Genomic DNA, 17,296 nt, shown 5'->3' with positions numbered 1-17,296 from the left:
CCGGAAAGACGAGGATCTCTGATTTAGCACTGCACTGAATTTGGGCCAGGGTCAGTGGTAACTAGCCTCAGATAGCAGCCTCAACTAAAGTGAGTACAGGCATGAGTATAAAAATAACAATCAAAAATAAAAATTTTAAATATAAAAATAATAAATTCACAATCACGATTCAACGTCTAAGCATTTCTTCGCCGTCATGCCCTCCACAAAATCCACGCGCTCGCGTGGATTTTTTATTGCCCGCCGTTCCCGTCAGTTCTGACCCGCCGCCAGCGAATATTTCTTTATTTTGCGATACAGCGTGGCGATGCCGATGCCCAGCTCATCCGCCGCCTGCTTTTTATTACTGTAGCGAGAGAGCGCATCGCGGATCATCTGCCGCTCCATCTCCTCCAGCGCCGTCACGTTCTCCTCCTGAGTGAGGGTCGCTGGCGCTGAAGCCGACGACGTCGCCTGGCTCGCCGCTTCACCGCTGCTTAACAGATTCGGCGGCAGCAGCGACATATCGATGATTTCTCCCGACGGCACCACGTTAACCAGGTACTCCATCAGGTTGCTGAGTTCACGAATATTGCCCGGCCAGCGATAGCGCTTAAGGAAATCGATCACGTCCTGCGCGACGCCGGGATAAACCAGATTGAGACGACCGGTATGCAGATGCAGGAAATAGTGAATCAGCAGCTCAATGTCCTCCTGACGTTCGCGCAGCGGCGGCAGGCGCAGCGGAATCACGTTCAGACGATAGTAGAGATCTTCGCGGAACTTCCCTTCCGCGATGTACTGTTCCAGGTTTTGATTGGTCGCGGATATGATACGAATATCGACCTGAACCGGATGGCTGGCGCCCACCGGCTGAATCTCACGTGACTCAATGGCCCGCAGCAGCTTGGCCTGCAGAGTGAGCGGCATATCGCCAATTTCGTCAAGAAACAGCGTCCCGCTATTGGCCGCCTGAATCAGGCCGGTCTTACCGTTTGCCGATGCGCCGGTAAACGCCCCCTTCACGTAGCCAAACAGTTCGCTTTCTAACAGCTGCTCGGGTATCGCGGCGCAGTTAATCGCGATAAAGGGCTTCGCGTGGCGATCGCTGAGCTTGTGGATAGCGCGGGCAACCACCTCTTTCCCGGTCCCGCTTTCACCGGCAATCATTACGCTGGAGGGGCTCGGGGCCACGCGGCTGATCAGCTTTTTAAGCTGCCGCATAGGTCGACACTCTCCCACCATCGCCTCAATCTGCGGCCCTTCCTGCCCGCAGCTGAAATCGGCCGAAGAGTGCGACTGATGGAACGCCATTAAAAATAACCACTGATCCTGCACCGCGTGCAGCTGGCCGATAATGAGCTCCTTGCGATCGTCAAAGGAGATAATGTGCTGCATATGGCCGTGCTTGAAATTATCTTCGAAGGTCAACGGCTGAAACTGGATTGACTTACCAATCACCTGTCCCTGAGTGACGCTCATTATTTTCAAAGCGGCCTGGTTGGCAAATTTGACTCTTTGATCGTTGCCCACGACCAGTACGCCCTGATCCATATTTTCGATCATGGTTAAAAATATTTTATGGATATTGTCGCCGACCGCCCGCTCCTGCAAAAAGCGGGAAACGAATATGGTTGAGACATGACGAACATAATCAGAAAACTCCTGGATATTCGCATTTATACGTTCCTGCTGCTCGCGCGTCAGCGCAACCAGGCTAATAACGCCGACGCAGCGGTCGTGATACATCACCGGCGTGCCAAGAAAGGCTTTCTCTTCGCATTTCTCCTTATTGTTACAGTCTTTACACAGGGGGTCGAAGCGGGAGTGGGTAACAACCTTCTCGGTCTGTGTTTCAATAATGTAACGCAGAAGCCGTGAATTTGAATTTAATTTATAGCCAATCTGTTTACTATAAGCGCCAGTTCCGGCGACCCGGTATAATTCGTTATCAACAATCTCGACCTCCAGCTGCAGCACGCTGGATAACATCCTTGCAAACTTTTGAATTGTAGGCTGAATCTGCATTAAAATGGAGGGTGCTTTGGACGGTATCATGTCTATCGGCCTTCTATTATTGCTCACCTGCTCGGCGTCAAGCGAAGCGGCTTTATTTATCTGCGGGGAATGATACCACTCCTTTTAGCCACCCGCGTTGATATAGATAGGGCCAATTCCCCCACCTTATCTTAAATATGCAAGAGCTATCACAGTTTCTTATCATTATGATAAATTTGCAGCGGTTTTTATCATATTGGCGCAATGTGAAGATGATAATCGCATTATTTACGGTGGCAACCCGCGCCTGTCCCGCTGAAATGGACAGCGGGGGGAAAAATTTCACCTTTCTCTTCCCGGGATAACTCGCCTGAATTCGTGACAGACCTGGCATAATCTTAACTATTCAATCCTCTCCGCCGCCTCTCCCGGAGGATTTGGCACGCTTATTGTTAGTGGTAATACAGCGCTGGCAGTCGCTAATTCGGCAACTCTGCATATCCGACCGCACAGCAATCAATAAGCCGTCATTCACGACCAGGATTGAAACATGAAAACTGTTAACGAACTGATTAAGGATATCAATAAACTTAACTCTCATCTCAGTGAGAAAGACTTTCTGCTGACCTGGGAACAATCGCCGGATGAGCTGAAACAGGTGCTGGACGTCGCCGCCGCGCTAAAAACGCTACGCGCTGAAAATATCGCCACCAAAGTGTTTAACAGCGGATTGGGTATTTCCGTGTTCCGCGATAACTCAACCCGCACCCGCTTCTCCTATGCCTCCGCGCTCAACCTGTTAGGTCTGGCGCAACAGGATCTGGATGAGGGGAAATCGCAAATTGCCCACGGCGAAACGGTCCGTGAAACCGCCAATATGATCTCCTTCTGCGCCGACGCCATCGGCATCCGCGATGACATGTTCCTTGGCGCGGGCAACGCCTACATGCGTGAGGTAGGCGAAGCGCTGGATGATGGCCACAAGCAGGGCGTCCTGCCGCAGCGACCGGCGCTGATCAATCTGCAGTGCGATATCGACCACCCGACGCAATCCATGGCCGATCTCGCCTGGCTGCGCGAGCACTTCGGTTCGCTGGAGAATCTGAAAGGTAAGAAGATCGCCATGACCTGGGCCTACTCGCCGAGCTATGGCAAGCCCCTCTCGGTGCCGCAGGGCATTATCGGCCTGATGACCCGCTTCGGTATGGACGTCACCCTCGCCCACCCGGAAGGGTACGACCTGATCCCTGACGTTATCGAAGTGGCAAAAAACAATGCCCAGGCCTCCGGCGGCAGCTTCCGCCAGGTGAACAGCATGGAGGAAGCCTTTAAAGACGCCGATATCGTCTATCCGAAATCCTGGGCGCCGTACAAGGTAATGGAAAAACGCACCGAGCTGCTGCGCGCAAATGACCATGAAGGTCTGAAGGCGCTGGAGAAAGCCTGCCTTGAGCAGAACGCCGGCCATAAAGACTGGCACTGTACGGAAGAGATGATGAAGCACACCCGCGACGGTGACGCGCTGTATATGCACTGCCTGCCGGCGGATATCACCGGCGTCTCCTGCGACGCGGGCGAAGTCACCGAGGGAGTCTTCGAGAAGTACCGGATCCCGACCTACAAAGAGGCCAGCTGGAAGCCGTACATCATCGCCGCGATGATCGTCTGCCGCAAATACGCGAACCCGGGCAAGGTGCTGGAGCAGCTGCTCAAGGAAGCGCAGAAACGCATCAAATAATCCCCAGGCTGGCCTGCGGGCCAGCCCCACGACTTTCGCATTTCAAAAAGGATAAGGATCGAGTATGTCTGCTTTCTCACTGAAAATGGATATTGCCGAAAACCGTTTTTTTAACGGAGAGATTTCACCGCTGTTTTCACGCCAGCAGGCGCAGCAGGCTCGCCGCTTTCATCAAAAGATCGCCGGCTATCAGCCTACGCCGCTGGTGGCGCTGAACGAACTTTCCGCGCTGTTTGGGGTACAAAAAATCCTCGTTAAAGATGAATCCCGGCGCTTTGGCCTCAACGCCTTCAAAATGCTCGGCGGCTCTTATGCTATCGCCCGGCTGCTGTGTGAAAAATATCATTTAGATATCAACGATCTCTCCTTCGAAACGCTCAAATCCAGCATCAAAGAGAAGATGACGTTCGCCACCACGACCGACGGCAACCACGGCCGCGGCGTGGCGTGGGCAGCCCGCCAGTTAGGCCAGAACGCCGTCATCTATATGCCGAAAGGCTCAGCGCAGGAGCGGGTTGACGCCATACTGCGCCTCGGCGCCGAGTGTATCGTCACCGACATGAACTACGACGACACCATCCGCTTTACCATGCAGACCGCGCAGAAAAACGGCTGGGAGGTGGTGCAGGACACCGCCTGGGAAGGCTACACAAAAATTCCGACCTGGATTATGCAGGGCTACGCCACCCTCGCCGATGAAACGGTAGAACAGCTCTCCTCAATGGGTATCGCCCGTCCGACGCACGTGCTTCTGCAGGGCGGCGTGGGGGCGATGGCGGGCGGCGTGCTGGGCTACCTGGCCGATGTCTACGGCGCGAAGCATCTCCATTCCATTATCGTCGAGCCGGAGCTGGCCGACTGTCTCTACCGCTCTGCGCTGAAGGGCCAGATCGTCAACGTTAGCGGCGATATGGCCACCATTATGGCCGGTCTCGCCTGCGGTGAGCCCAACCCGCTGGGCTGGGAAGTGCTGCGCAACTGCGCCACGCAGTTCGTCTCCTGTCAGGACGCCGTCGCCGCCCTCGGCATGCGGGTGCTGGGAAACCCGGCGGGCCAGGATCCGCGCGTTATTTCCGGCGAATCCGGCGCCGTCGGTCTCGGCCTGCTGGCGGCGATTCATTTCCATCCGCAGCGCGAAGCGCTGATGCACAAGCTCAAGCTGGATAGCGATTCCGTGGTGCTGGTGATTAGCACCGAAGGCGACACCGACGTTAAGCACTATCGCGAAGTCGTCTGGGAAGGCAAACATCCGGCCGTGCAGTAGCCGATTGATCAACATTCCTCCCGCCCGGCGGGACCCCCGTATTCAGAACTGGAGAACATCCTTATGGCTAAGCAAATTCCGTTCAACGCGATCCTGGAAAAATCAAAACAATACGAAAAAGAGATGACCCGCTTCCTGCGCGATATGATCGCCATCCCCAGCGAAAGCAGCGATGAGAAGCGCGTGGTGCACCGTATCAAAGAGGAGATGGAGAAAGTCGGATTCGACAAAGTGGAAATCGATCCGATGGGTAACGTGCTGGGCTACATCGGCCACGGCCCGCGTCTGGTCGCCATGGACGCGCACATTGATACCGTCGGCATTGGCAACATCAAGAACTGGAACTTCGATCCGTACGAAGGTATGGAGACCGATGAGCTGATCGGCGGACGCGGCGCGTCTGACCAGGAGGGCGGAATGGCCTCCATGGTTTACGCCGGTAAAATCATTAAAGATCTGGGCCTGGAAGATGAGTATACCCTGCTGGTGACCGGTACCGTTCAGGAAGAGGATTGCGACGGCCTGTGCTGGCAGTACATTATTGAACAATCCGGCATACGTCCGGAATTCGTGGTCAGCACCGAACCTACCGACTGCCAGATTTACCGCGGCCAGCGCGGGCGTATGGAGATCCGCGTGGAGGTTCAGGGCGTCAGCTGCCACGGCTCCGCCCCGGAGCGCGGCGATAACGCCATCTTCAAAATGGCGCCCGTTCTCACCGAGCTGGAACAGCTTTCACACAAGCTGGGCGATGACGAATTCCTCGGCAAAGGCACCCTGACCGTTTCCGAGATTTTCTTCACCTCGCCGAGCCGCTGCGCGGTAGCGGATAGCTGCGCCGTCTCCATTGACCGCCGTCTGACCTGGGGCGAAACCTGGGAAGGCGCGCTGGAAGAGATCCGCGCGCTGCCGGCGGTGAAAAAAGCCGCCGCGGTGGTCTCGATGTACAACTACGAGCGCCCCTCCTGGACCGGCCTGGTCTACCCGACCGAATGCTACTTCCCGACCTGGAAAGTGGAAGAGAACCACTTCACCGTTCGCGCCCTGAGCAACGCCTATGAAGGTCTGTTCGGCAAAGCGCCGGTGGTGGATAAGTGGACCTTCTCCACCAACGGCGTCTCTATTATGGGCCGCCACGGCATTCCGGTTATCGGCTTTGGGCCTGGGAAAGAGCCGGAGGCGCATGCGCCGAATGAGAAAACCTGGAAATCGCATCTGGTAACCTGCGCCGCGATGTATGCCGCTATCCCGCTGAGCTGGCTGGCCACGGAGTAATTGTTCGTCCTGTCTGCCGCCGCGCTCTGCGGCGGTATGTTGAGGTTTCTATGCGCGTACTGATTAAAAATGGCCTCGTCGTCAACGCCGACGGACAGCTAAAGCAGGACCTGCTCATTGAAGATGGCCTCGTCAAGCGCCTTGCCAGTTCTATTGAGGCAGAACAACCCTGCGAAGTGATTGACGCCGAGGGCTGCTACGTGATGCCCGGCGGCGTCGACGTTCATACGCATTTCAATATTGATGTGGGTCTCGCCCGCAGCTGCGATGATTTCTTTACCGGCACCCGGGCCGCGGCCTGCGGCGGTACCACCACCATTGTTGATCATATGGGCTTCGGGCCCGTCGGCTGCCACCTGCGCCACCAGTTCGAGGTCTATCGCGGCTACGCCGCCTATAAAGCCGTTATCGACTACAGTTTTCACGGCGTTATCCAACACGTTAACCACGGCATTCTCGACGAGATCCCGATGATGGTGGATAGCGGCATCAGCAGCTTTAAGCTCTATCTGACCTACCAGTACAAACTCAGCGATGATGAGATATTGCAGGCGATGCGCCACCTGCAGCGCGCCGGCGCGCGGACGACGGTGCATCCGGAAAACGATGCCGCCATCGCCCTACGCCGGGCGGAATTTATCAACGCCGGTAAAACCGCACCGCGCTATCACGCCCTGAGCCGCCCGCTGGAGTGCGAGGCGGAAGCCATCGCCCGAACGATCAACCTCGCGCAGCTGGCGGGAAACGCGCCGCTGTATATCGTGCATCTTTCCAACGCCCTGGGCCTGGAGTACCTGCGCCTGGCCAGAAGACGCCACCAGCCGGTGTGGGTGGAGACCTGTCCGCAGTATCTGCTGCTGGACGAGCGCTGCTACGAGCGCGAAGACGCGCTTAACTATCTGCTCAGCCCTCCCCTGCGCAACGCCAGCAACAACGATGCGCTATGGCGCGGTATCCATGATGGAGATATTGACACGGTCGCCACCGACCACTGCGCGTTCTCTGCGCAGCAGCGCAGGCAGATCTCCGGCGGCGACTTTAGCCGCTGCCCGAACGGCCTGCCGGGGGTGGAAAACCGGCTGCTGCTGCTGTTCTCGCACGGCGTGATGACCGGGCGCATCACCCCTGAGCGCTTTGTGGCGCTCACCAGCGCCAACCCGGCGAAGCTGTTTGGCCTGTGGCCGCAGAAGGGGCTGCTGGCGCCCGGCGCCGATGGCGACGTGGTTATCATCGATCCGCAGCGTACCACCACCATCCGTCATGCCATGCTGCACGACAACGCCGACTATTCACCCTATGAAGGCTTTATCTGTCAGGGCGCGATTCGCCAGACGCTCTCCCACGGCAGAGTGATCTTTGATAACGGCACCTTTACCGGCATCGCCGGACAGGGCCGCTTTTTACGCCGACAACCCTTTTCCACCGCTCACCAGGCCGTCAGCGGAACAGAAACGTAATGAGAGGAAGCTATGAGTAAAAAAATTGTTCTCGCTCTCGGCGGGAATGCGCTGGGCGACGATCTCGCCGGACAGATGCAGGCCGTACGACACACCGCCCGGACGATCGTCGATCTTATCGCCCTTGGCCACCAGGTGGTGGTCACTCACGGCAACGGTCCGCAGGTGGGCATGATCAACCAGGCTTTCGAGGCCGCGGCAAAAACCGAGGCCCATACGCCCATGCTGCCGATGTCGGTCTGCGTGGCCCTGAGCCAGGGCTACATCGGCTACGACCTGCAGAACGCGATTCGTGAAGAACTGCTAACGCGCCAGCTGGATATCCCGGTGGCGACCCTGATAACCCAGGTGGAAGTGGATGCTAACGATAAGGCATTTCTTAATCCGACCAAGCCCATCGGCTCGTTCTTCAGCAAAGAAGAGGCCGAAAAGCTGAGCCAAAACGGCTACATCATGAAAGAGGACGCCGGGCGCGGCTACCGTCGCGTCGTCGCCTCGCCCATGCCGGTAGATATTATCGAGAAACAAACGGTAAAAGCGCTGATGGATGATTGCCACGTGGTGATCACCGTCGGCGGCGGCGGCATTCCGGTGATTCGCGAGGGTAACCATCTGCGCGGCGCCAGCGCGGTTATCGATAAGGACTGGGCCAGCGCGAAGCTGGCGGAGATGATCGACGCCGACCTGCTGATCATTCTCACCGCCGTAGAAAAGGTGGCGATCAACTTCGGTAAACCTGACGAGCAGTGGCTGGATAACCTCTCCCTGCGCGATGCCGAACGCTTTATCGAAGAGGGGCACTTTGCCAAAGGCTCAATGCTGCCAAAAGTGGAAGCCGCCGCCGCCTTCGCCCGCTCAGGGCCGGGGCGTAAAGCGCTGATCACGATGCTGAGCAAAGCCAAAGAGGGGATTGAAGGAAAAACGGGCACCATTATTAGCCAATAAGCTGTACGCCACGGGTTGCCGGGAACCTCCCGGCAACATTTCCCCTCGCAGAAGCTCAGACCTCAACCGCCTCAGCCAGACAATCCGGCTGGCACGCTTGCCTCACCTGGTTCATCAGCCCCCCCGGCGCGCCGTTTTTCACCTGCAGGATCTCCGCCAGCACGCTGATGGCAATCTCGTTTGGCGTCTCGGCGCCGATGTCATAGCCAATCGGCGCCCGCAGACGGCTGATATCCGCCTCCGTTACGCCGTTTTCCCGCATCTGGCGGACAAAGGCCTGCACTTTCCGCCGGCTGGCCAGCAGCCCCAGCCACGCCACCGGCTGGGTTATCAGCCTGTCCAGCGCCTCCCGATCCTGGTTGTTGGTGGCAATCAGCACGAAATCCTGCGGCCGGACCGCCATCGCCTCCACTACGTCCGTGAAGCTGGCAGCGTGCACCAGCCGCGCCGAAAGCGGAAAAGCGTCGGGGCAAAGGCTGGCGGAATAGATATCGCCGACGCAGATGTCAAAATCCACCCGCGCCGCGGCGTGGGCAACCGCGCGGTTGACGTGCCCGGCGCCGACCAGCAGCAGGCGCGGGCGCAGGCCGTGCACGCTGATGTAAACCGACATCGCGCCGCCGCAGTCGGAGCCCACGGCGTCGCTGCCGGTGCGCGCCATGCGACCGTGAAACATTCGCGACGCCCGTTCGCGCAGCGCTTCCAGCGCCGCATCGATGACTTTACGCTCCACCATCCCGCCGCCAATGGTGCCCACAATCGAACCGTCCTCCCGGATAAGCATCTGAGCGGAGTGTCGGGGGGTAGAGCCCCGGCTTTCGACAATCTGCGCCAGGGCAAAGGGACGGTTCTGCTCCTCAAGTCGTGCAGCTTCTGCAAAAATATTCATACCAACCTCAAAGGCGATGTTTACGGCTCTATTTGATTATCTGCGATATTTCCCCGGGTTCTCAGTTTGAGAGTCTACCCGGCGTTGAAATAGCGTCGCAGCGACCCGTAGCAACTATGCAATATTTATACTTAGCTGCCATTTTTCATCGTAAATTGTGAGTCAGGTCATTTCGTTAGCCCTATTGACGCTGCAACGGGGGTACCTCATCGATTATTTCCTCTGTTACCGCAGCAAAAATAAGCCGCCTGCTAAAATCACCGCCGAATAGCCGACATAAATTATCATTCTGATATTCCGGATCTGATTTTGAGAAATCTCGCCGAATGATAAAGCGTATTGATTTGAGTTCTCATTTACCCGCTATGGAATTATTCGCCCGGCATCGTCGAGTTTCGACCTGGTTCACAAATTAATTATTTCGCCGCCGCGGTTTGAATAACTGGTGTGATTGTTGCTCCTCTTTCGTTATCCGTCGGGATGATTACCACCGGCAATGTCGATCTTACAATGATATCTAAGGAGAGGGTTATGGGAGATATAATGCGTCCCGTGCCGTTTGAGGAGCTTTTAACGCGCATTTTCGACGAGTATCAGAGTCAGCGGACTATTTTTGGCATCCCCGAGCAACAGTTTTATACGCCGCAGGCGCAGCGGTCGATCGGCGTATTCGGCGAAAGCTGCGCGACGCCGCTCGGCCCGGCAGCCGGGCCGCATACCCAGCTGGCGCAGAACATTATTACCGCCTGGCTAACCGGCGGGCGGTTTATCGAGCTGAAAACCGTACAGATCCTTGACCGCCTGGAGCTGGAAAAGCCCTGCATCGATGCCGAAGATGAGTGCTTCAACACCGAGTGGTCCACCGAATTTACCCTCAAAAAAGCCTGGGATGAGTACCTGAAAGCCTGGTTCACGCTGCATCTGCTGGAGCAGGTCTTTCCGCTGGGCACCCATAAAGAGAGCAAGTCGTTTATTTTCAATATGAGCGTCGGCTACAACCTTGACGGTATTAAGCAGCCGCCAATGCAGGAATTTATCGACAACATGATGGACGCTTCCGCCCATCCTAAATTCGCCCAGTACCGCGACACCCTGAACCGCTGGCTGCAAAATAGAACCTTTATCGACAGCCTGCCAACCTGCGCGCGCAAAGACGGGCTGGACAATCTGGCTCAACGCGTGCCGGCCAGGCTGGTTCAGGGCGTCACCCTCTCAACCATGCACGGCTGCCCGCCGGACGAGATCGAAGCCATCTGCCGCTATATGCTGACGGAGAAAAATCTCAATACCTTTGTGAAGCTCAACCCGACCCTGCTCGGCTATCCGCGCGTTCGCCAGATCCTCGACGCCTGCGGCTTCGGCTATATCGGCCTTAGCGAAGCGTCATTTGACCATGACCTTAAGATCGACCGGGCGCTGGAGATGCTGACGCGCCTGATGGCGCTGGCGAAAGCGCGCAGCCTCGGCTTTGGCGTCAAGCTGACCAACACCCTCGGCACCGTCAACAACAAGGGAGCGCTGCCGGGAGATGAAATGTATATGTCAGGCCGCGCGCTATTCCCGCTATCGATCAACGTAGCCGCCCTGCTCTCGCGGGCGTTTGACGGCAAGCTGCCGATCTCCTACTCCGGCGGCGCCAGCCAGCTCAACATTCGCGAGATTTTCGACACCGGCATTCGCCCTATCACCATGGCCACCGACCTGCTGAAGCCGGGAGGATATCTGCGCCTGAGCGAGTGCATGCGCGAGCTGGAGAAAGCCGACGGCTGGAACATGACGCAGATCGACGTCGAGCGCCTCAACGCGCTGGCGGAAAAAGCGGTGAGCATGGACTACACCCAGAAACAGTGGAAGCCGGAAGAGCGCATTGATACCGGCGAGCCGCTGCCGCTGCTGGACTGCTACGTCGCCCCCTGCGTGACGGCCTGCGCCATCAAGCAGGATATTCCGGAGTATATCCGCCTGCTGGGCGAGCATCGCTACGCCGACGCGCTGGAGCTGATCTATCAGCGCAACGCGTTGCCGGCCATCACCGGTCATATCTGCGACCACCAGTGCCAGTACAACTGTACGCGTCTGGATTACGACAGCGCGCTCAACATCCGTGAGCTGAAAAAAGTGGCGCTGGAGAAAGGCTGGGACGAGTACCGCAGCCGCTGGCATAAGCCCGCGGGATCCGGCTCCCGGCACCCGGTAGCGGTGATCGGCGCGGGCCCTGCCGGTCTCGCCGCCGGATACTTCCTCGCCCGCGCCGGGCATCCGGTCACGGTTTTTGAACGCGAAGCCAGCGCCGGGGGCGTGGTGAAGAATATCATTCCGCAGTTCCGCATTCCCGGCGAGCTTATCCAGCACGATATCGATTTTGTCGTCGCCCACGGCGTCAAAATTGAGTACGGCTGCGACCCGCATCTGAGCGTGGAAAAACTGCAGGCGAAGGGTTTTCGTTACGTGCTGGTCGGCACCGGTACCGATAAAAACAGCGGCGTGAAGCTGGGCGGCGATAACCAGAACGTGCATAAGTCGCTGCAGTTCCTGCGCGAGTTTAACCGCGGCGCCGAGCTGAACCTGGGCAAACGCGTGGCCGTGGTCGGCGCCGGCAACACCGCCATGGACTGCGCCCGCGCGGCGCTGCGCGTGCCCGGCGTGCAGAGCGCGACCATCGTCTATCGCCGCTCGCAGCAAGAGATGCCCGCCTGGCGCGAAGAGTACGATGAGGCGCTGCTCGACGGCGTCGACTTCGAGTGGCTATGCAACCCGGAACAGTTTAACGCCGACGGGACGCTCGTCGTACACGTCATGAAGCTCGGCGAGCCGGATGAGAAAGGCCGCCGCCGCCCGGTGGAAACCGATGAGATTCGCACCCTGCAAGTCGACTCTCTGATTACCGCCATCGGCGAGCAGCAGGACGGCGAAGCGCTGTCGGCAATGGGGATCCCGCTCGACCCGCAGGGCTGGTCGGTGGTCAACGCCGATGGCGAGACCAGCAAACCGAACGTCTTCCTGATCGGCGACGTTCAGCGCGGCCCCTCTTCTATCGTCTCCGCTATCGGCAACGCGCGACGGGCCACGGACGCGATCCTGGCCCGGGAAAATATCGCCAGCAGCTACGGAAACAAAGTCTGGAACAACGTCGATCCGGCGAAGGTGTACCAGCGTAAAGGCGCCATCGCCGTCACGCTGGTGGATAAAAACCAGCGCGAGGCTTTTGTCGAGCAGGAAGCCAGCCGCTGCCTGGAGTGCAACTACGTGTGCAGCAAGTGCGTCGACGTCTGTCCGAACCGCGCCAATATTTCCGTGGCCGTGCCGGGCTTCCAGAATCGCTTCCAGACCCTGCATCTGGACGCTTATTGCAACGAATGCGGCAACTGCGCTCAGTTCTGCCCGTGGCAGGGAAAACCGTATAAAGACAAAATCACCGTGTTCAGCCTGGAGCAGGATTTTGTCAACAGCACCAATCCGGGCTTCTTCGTCGCAGGCGCCAGCGTCAAAGTGCGTCAGGACGACCAGACGTGGCAGCTGGAAATTAACGACCGCGGCCAGTTTAACGAGGTACCGGCCCAGCTGGACGCCATGTGCCGCATCATAAGCCATATTCATCAGCACCAAAGCTATCTTCTCGGAGGCGTTGAAGTATGAGTATCCTGATCCTGAAAAATGCCACCGCCGCGCAGATCTATCCGGCGAAAGTGTGGGAGAACGTCGATATCGCCATTGAGAGCGATAAAATTCTCGCTGTCGGCCCCGGCCTGTGCCAGCGCTATCCGCAGGCGCAGGTGAAAGAGATGCGCGGGCAGCTGGTGATGCCCGGCATGGTCTGCTCCCACAATCACTTTTATTCCGGCCTGTCCCGGGGGATTCAGGCCAATATCGCCCCCAGCCCGGACTTTATCTCCACGCTGAAAAACCTGTGGTGGCGCCTTGACCGGGCGCTGGATGAAGAGTCGCTCTACTACAGCGGGCTGATCTGCGCCATGGAGGCCGTGCGCAGCGGCTGCACGGCGGTTGTCGATCATCATGCGTCGCCCCACTATATCGCGGGCTCCCTGAGCCAGCTGCGCAACGCCTTCCTCAAAATCGGGCTGCGCGGGATGACCTGCTTCGAAACCACCGACCGTAACTTTGGCAGCCGCGAGCTGCGCGACAGCGTTGAGGAGAACATTCGCTTCGCCAGAGAGATCGACGCCGCGCGCGAAAAGGGCGACCAGCCTTATCTGGTCGAGGCCCATATCGGCGCCCATGCGCCGTTCACCGTTCCGGATGAGGGTCTGGCGATGCTGCGCGAAGCGCTAAAAGCCACCGGCCGCGGCCTGCATATCCACGCGGCGGAAGACCGCTACGATGTCTCTCACAGCCATCACCTTTACGGTAAGGACCTGCTGGTGCGGCTGGCGGAGTTCGACCTTATCAACAGTAAGACGCTGATTGCCCACGGCCTGTACATCTCCGATGCCGACGTCGAGCTGCTCAACGCGCAGGACGGCTTCCTGGTGCACAACGCCCGCTCCAACATGAACAACCACGTCGGCTACAACCCCCGCCTGCCGCAGATGCGCAATCTGGCGCTCGGCACCGACGGCATCGGTTCCGACATGTTCGAGGAGATGAAGTTTGCCTTCTTTAAACACCGCGACGCCGGCGGGCCGCTGTGGCCGGACAGCTTCGCGAAGGCGCTGAGCAACGGCAATGAACTGTTGAATCGCAACTTCAACGCCCGCTTTGGCCGCCTTGAGGCGGGCTATAAAGCGGACCTCACCATTTGCGACTATATGGCGCCGACGCCGCTTATCGCGGAAAACATCGCCGGACATATCGCCTTCGGCCTGGGGGCAAACAGCGTGCGCAGCGTCATGGTGAACGGCGTGATGATCTACGAGGATCGCCAGTTCAGCTTCGACTGCGGGCCGATATTCCGCGAAGCGCAGAAAGTGGCGAAAAAAATGTGGGCGCGAATGGATGCGCTCCCCGCGTAGCCCGCGTAAAAACGCTAAACCGGCCTGGCAGGCCGGTTTTTTTTGCTGACAGAACGCGGGCGTATGAAATTGCCCGGCAGCTTCCTCGCCGCCGGGCGCAAGGTTTAGAGCGACAGCAGCGCGGCGGTGGCGATATTGCGCTGCTTTTGCAGCGCGCTGAGCTGCTCTTCGGTCATGATACTCAGTGCCGCCGTCGGGCAGACATCAACGCAGGCGGGGCCGCGCTCCCGGGTGCCGCAAAGATCGCACTTAACGATAACCGGCGTCACACCGGCCTCTACCTCAATGGTAATCGCCCCAAACGGGCAGGCGACCACGCAGCTCTGGCAGCCAATGCAGCGCCCGCCGTCGGCCTCCACTTTCTCCGCCCCCATGCTCAGCGCCCCGGTCGGGCAGGCGCCCACGCAGGGCGCATTCTCGCACTGATGACACATCACCGGCACGCTAAGCTCGTCGAGGCGCATCACCTTCAGGCGGGGATGAAACTCCGCCCCCGGCGCCACGTGTTCCAGCGCACAGGCTACCTCACAGGTCCTGCAGCCGATGCAGGCCTGCGAACTGGCAACGATAAAACGAGTCATATCTCCTCCCGGGCCGTGAATTGCATCAACATCTCGCTGGCCGCCTGCCGCCCGGCAACCATGGCGGTGACCACCAGGTCCGCGCCGGTCACGGCATCGCCGCCGGCAAAGATTTTGTCATGGCTGGTTTGCGTCGTTCCGCGCCCTTTGCCGCCGGTCACTATCTGCCCCCAGCGGTCCAGCTTTATCCCGTGGCCGCGCAGCCAAGGCATCTCGTGAGCCTGAAAGCCAAACGCCATAATGAGCACATCGGCTTTAAGTTCAAACCCGGAATCCGGGATCGGCTGCGGCCGGCGGCGGCCGTCCGGTCCCGGCTCGCCCATCTTCGTGCGGATCATCTCCACCGCGCAGACCTGCCCCTTGCGGTTGAGCTGAATGCGCTGCGGCTGCACGTTAAACTCAAATTTCACCCCCTCCTCCCGCGCGTTCACCACCTCTTTTTTCGACCCGGGCATGCTCAGCTCATCGCGACGGTAGGCGCAGGTCACGCTCGCTGCGCCGCGGCGAACGGCGGTGCGCAGGCAGTCCATCGCCGTATCTCCCCCGCCAAGCACTACCACCCGTTTCCCCTTAATATCGGTCAGCGGATACTCAGGGCTCTCTTCGAGCCCCATCACCTCGCGGGTGCTGGCAATCAGGAACGGCAGGGCCTGAATCACGCCGGGGGCGTTCTCTCCCTCCAGGCCGGCGGCCATCAGACCGTAGGTGCCCACGCCAAGGAAGACGGCGTCATAGTTTTTCACCAGATCGGCAAAAGCCACGTCGCGCCCCACCTCCTGGTTGAGATGAAAATTGACGCCCATGGCGCTAAAAATGTCGCGTCGCTTCTCAAGCACGTTTTTATCCAGCTTGAACGGCGGAATACCGAAGGTCAGCAGGCCGCCGATTTCCGGATGGCGATCGAACACGTCAACGTGCACGCCCGCGCGCACGAGAATATCGGCGCAGCCCAGTCCGGCGGGCCCGGCGCCAATCACCGCCACCCGTTCCGGGCGCGGGGCCACTTTGCCGATTGTCGGTCGCCAGCCCATCGCCAGGGCGGTATCGGTGATATAGCGCTCAAGGTTGCCAATGGCGACCGAGCCGCCTTCGTTCTTTAAGGTGCAGGCCCCTTCGCACAGCCTGTCCTGCGGACAGACGCGGCCGCAAATCTCCGGCAGGGAGCTGCTCTGATGGCACAGCTCCGCCGCCTCGATAATCTTGCCCTCGCTCACCAGGCGGATGAAATCGGGAATATGATTATGTAAAGGACAGGTCCAGTTACACCACGCTTTCTGCGCGCAGTAGAGACAGCGTTCGCTCTCATACTCCGCATCGCACTCGCTCAGCGGCTGATAGATTTCGCCGAAGTGCTGCATGCGATCATCGGCGGGCACTTTTTTCGCGCCCACCCGCGGAGGTTTATTGAGTATCGCGCTGCGTCTGGCGCCGCGAACGGCGCCCAGCGGGGTTTCCAGCGTGGAGCGAATCTGCCGCGCGCTACGCAGCCGGTTAACGGCGGCCTCATCCATCAGTTGCAGCGCCTGGGTTGGACAGCTGGCCACGCACGCCTGCTGACCGGAAGGATGCTGGCTGCAAAGATCGCATTTCTGCGCCAGCTGCGGCGCGTCGTCATCGTTGGCCACCATCTCAATGGCCCCAAAGGGACAGGCGATGACGCAGTTTTTACAGCCGATGCACAGCGCCTCTGTAAACTGAACGCTGTCGTTCGCCACGCGCAGCGCCTGGGTCGGACAGGAGCCGACGCAGGGCGCGTCGTTGCAGTGGCGGCAGGTCGTCGCGCTGCTGGCGTGGCGGTGGAAGAACACCCGAATGCGCGGCAGAAAGTCGCTGCGCTGCCGGGGCCAGCTGTCCTGGCGATGAGAGGTGACGCAGGCCACTTCACAGGCGTGGCAGCCAATACAGTTTGCAGAATCGGCAACAATAAATTTATTCATTTGCTTCCCTTTATTATTCCAGGACTCACCGGGAAGCAATGCAATAATCAGGCGCTTTTGTTCAGGGTATTCATATGGTGCTTATTTTTGCGAGCCGTCTCAAAAAAACAGGCCCACTCCCACTTAGCGGCGCGATATATATCCGCTCTCGCTGAACAAAAATTATTCTCCGCGCTCAGGGTTTAATCATGTTGATAATTCAACGTATCGCGCGTGATACCAAAATGAGACGCTCCCTGTCTCAATGTGATAGCGCGCGTTTA

At 58.6% G+C, this 17,296-nt stretch carries 10 protein-coding genes and 1 pseudogene; 7 read left to right on the top strand and 4 right to left on the bottom strand.

Going from position 1 to position 17,296, the window contains the following annotated elements; translation table 11 throughout:
* Positions 1–252: 252 nt before the first annotated feature.
* The gene (locus ABLU67_RS13500) at positions 253–2,037 is read right to left on the bottom strand and encodes a sigma-54-dependent Fis family transcriptional regulator (protein WP_046877763.1); all 1,785 of its coding nucleotides are present in this window, start codon (positions 2,035–2,037) and stop codon (positions 253–255) included.
* Positions 2,038–2,527: 490 nt separating this feature from the next.
* On the opposite strand from ABLU67_RS13500, the gene ygeW reads away from it, so the two are divergent.
* The 5 genes from ygeW (at position 2,528) to arcC (ending at position 8,656) form a co-directional block, all read left to right on the top strand.
* Entirely contained in the window at positions 2,528–3,715 is a 1,188-nt protein-coding gene (gene ygeW / locus ABLU67_RS13495; RefSeq protein ID WP_004851903.1) for a knotted carbamoyltransferase YgeW, read from the top strand.
* 64 nt (positions 3,716–3,779) lie between these two features.
* Positions 3,780–4,979, top strand: a complete 1,200-nt coding sequence (dpaL, locus tag ABLU67_RS13490; protein WP_285924198.1) for a diaminopropionate ammonia-lyase — start codon at positions 3,780–3,782, stop codon at positions 4,977–4,979.
* 63 nt (positions 4,980–5,042) lie between these two features.
* The gene (locus tag ABLU67_RS13485) at positions 5,043–6,254 is read left to right on the top strand and encodes a YgeY family selenium metabolism-linked hydrolase (RefSeq protein WP_004851906.1); all 1,212 of its coding nucleotides are present in this window, start codon (positions 5,043–5,045) and stop codon (positions 6,252–6,254) included.
* A gap of 50 nt (positions 6,255–6,304) precedes the next feature.
* Positions 6,305–7,711 (top strand): dihydropyrimidinase, encoded by a 1,407-nt coding sequence (gene hydA, locus ABLU67_RS13480; RefSeq protein ID WP_196548982.1) that lies wholly within the window; start codon positions 6,305–6,307, stop codon positions 7,709–7,711.
* Between the two features lie 12 nt (positions 7,712–7,723).
* Positions 7,724–8,656, top strand: a complete 933-nt coding sequence (gene arcC / locus ABLU67_RS13475; protein ID WP_014229764.1) for a carbamate kinase — start codon at positions 7,724–7,726, stop codon at positions 8,654–8,656.
* A gap of 112 nt (positions 8,657–8,768) precedes the next feature.
* Here arcC and ABLU67_RS13470 read toward each other — a convergent pair.
* Positions 8,769–9,545: pseudogene (locus ABLU67_RS13470) on the bottom strand (XdhC family protein); the annotation flags it as partial.
* Between the two features lie 531 nt (positions 9,546–10,076).
* Here ABLU67_RS13470 and ygfK point away from each other — a divergent pair.
* Positions 10,077–13,181, top strand: coding sequence for a putative selenate reductase subunit YgfK (ygfK, locus tag ABLU67_RS13465; protein ID WP_348852336.1), 3,105 nt, complete (start codon positions 10,077–10,079; stop codon positions 13,179–13,181).
* Between the two features lie 2 nt (positions 13,182–13,183).
* On the top strand, positions 13,184–14,515 hold the full coding sequence (gene ssnA, locus ABLU67_RS13460) for a putative aminohydrolase SsnA (RefSeq protein ID WP_162934476.1): 1,332 nt from the start codon (positions 13,184–13,186) through the stop codon (positions 14,513–14,515).
* Between the two features lie 104 nt (positions 14,516–14,619).
* Here ssnA and ABLU67_RS13455 read toward each other — a convergent pair whose 3' ends face one another.
* Together ABLU67_RS13455 and ygfT are read right to left on the bottom strand one after the other, a co-directional pair.
* Positions 14,620–15,096 (bottom strand): 4Fe-4S dicluster domain-containing protein, encoded by a 477-nt coding sequence (locus ABLU67_RS13455; protein WP_014229768.1) that lies wholly within the window; start codon positions 15,094–15,096, stop codon positions 14,620–14,622.
* Positions 15,093–17,033 (bottom strand): formate-dependent uric acid utilization protein YgfT, encoded by a 1,941-nt coding sequence (ygfT, locus tag ABLU67_RS13450; RefSeq protein WP_049083421.1) that lies wholly within the window; start codon positions 17,031–17,033, stop codon positions 15,093–15,095. Before ygfT ends, ABLU67_RS13455 begins: the two co-directional genes overlap by 4 nt.
* Between the last annotated feature and the right edge of the window lie 263 nt (positions 17,034–17,296).

Source organism: Klebsiella sp. GN_Kp190, assembly GCF_040061795.1.
GTDB lineage: Bacteria > Pseudomonadota > Gammaproteobacteria > Enterobacterales > Enterobacteriaceae > Klebsiella > Klebsiella michiganensis.
The sequence above is the reverse complement of the archived record's forward strand: the minus strand, read 5'-3'. Positions and strand labels throughout refer to the sequence as shown.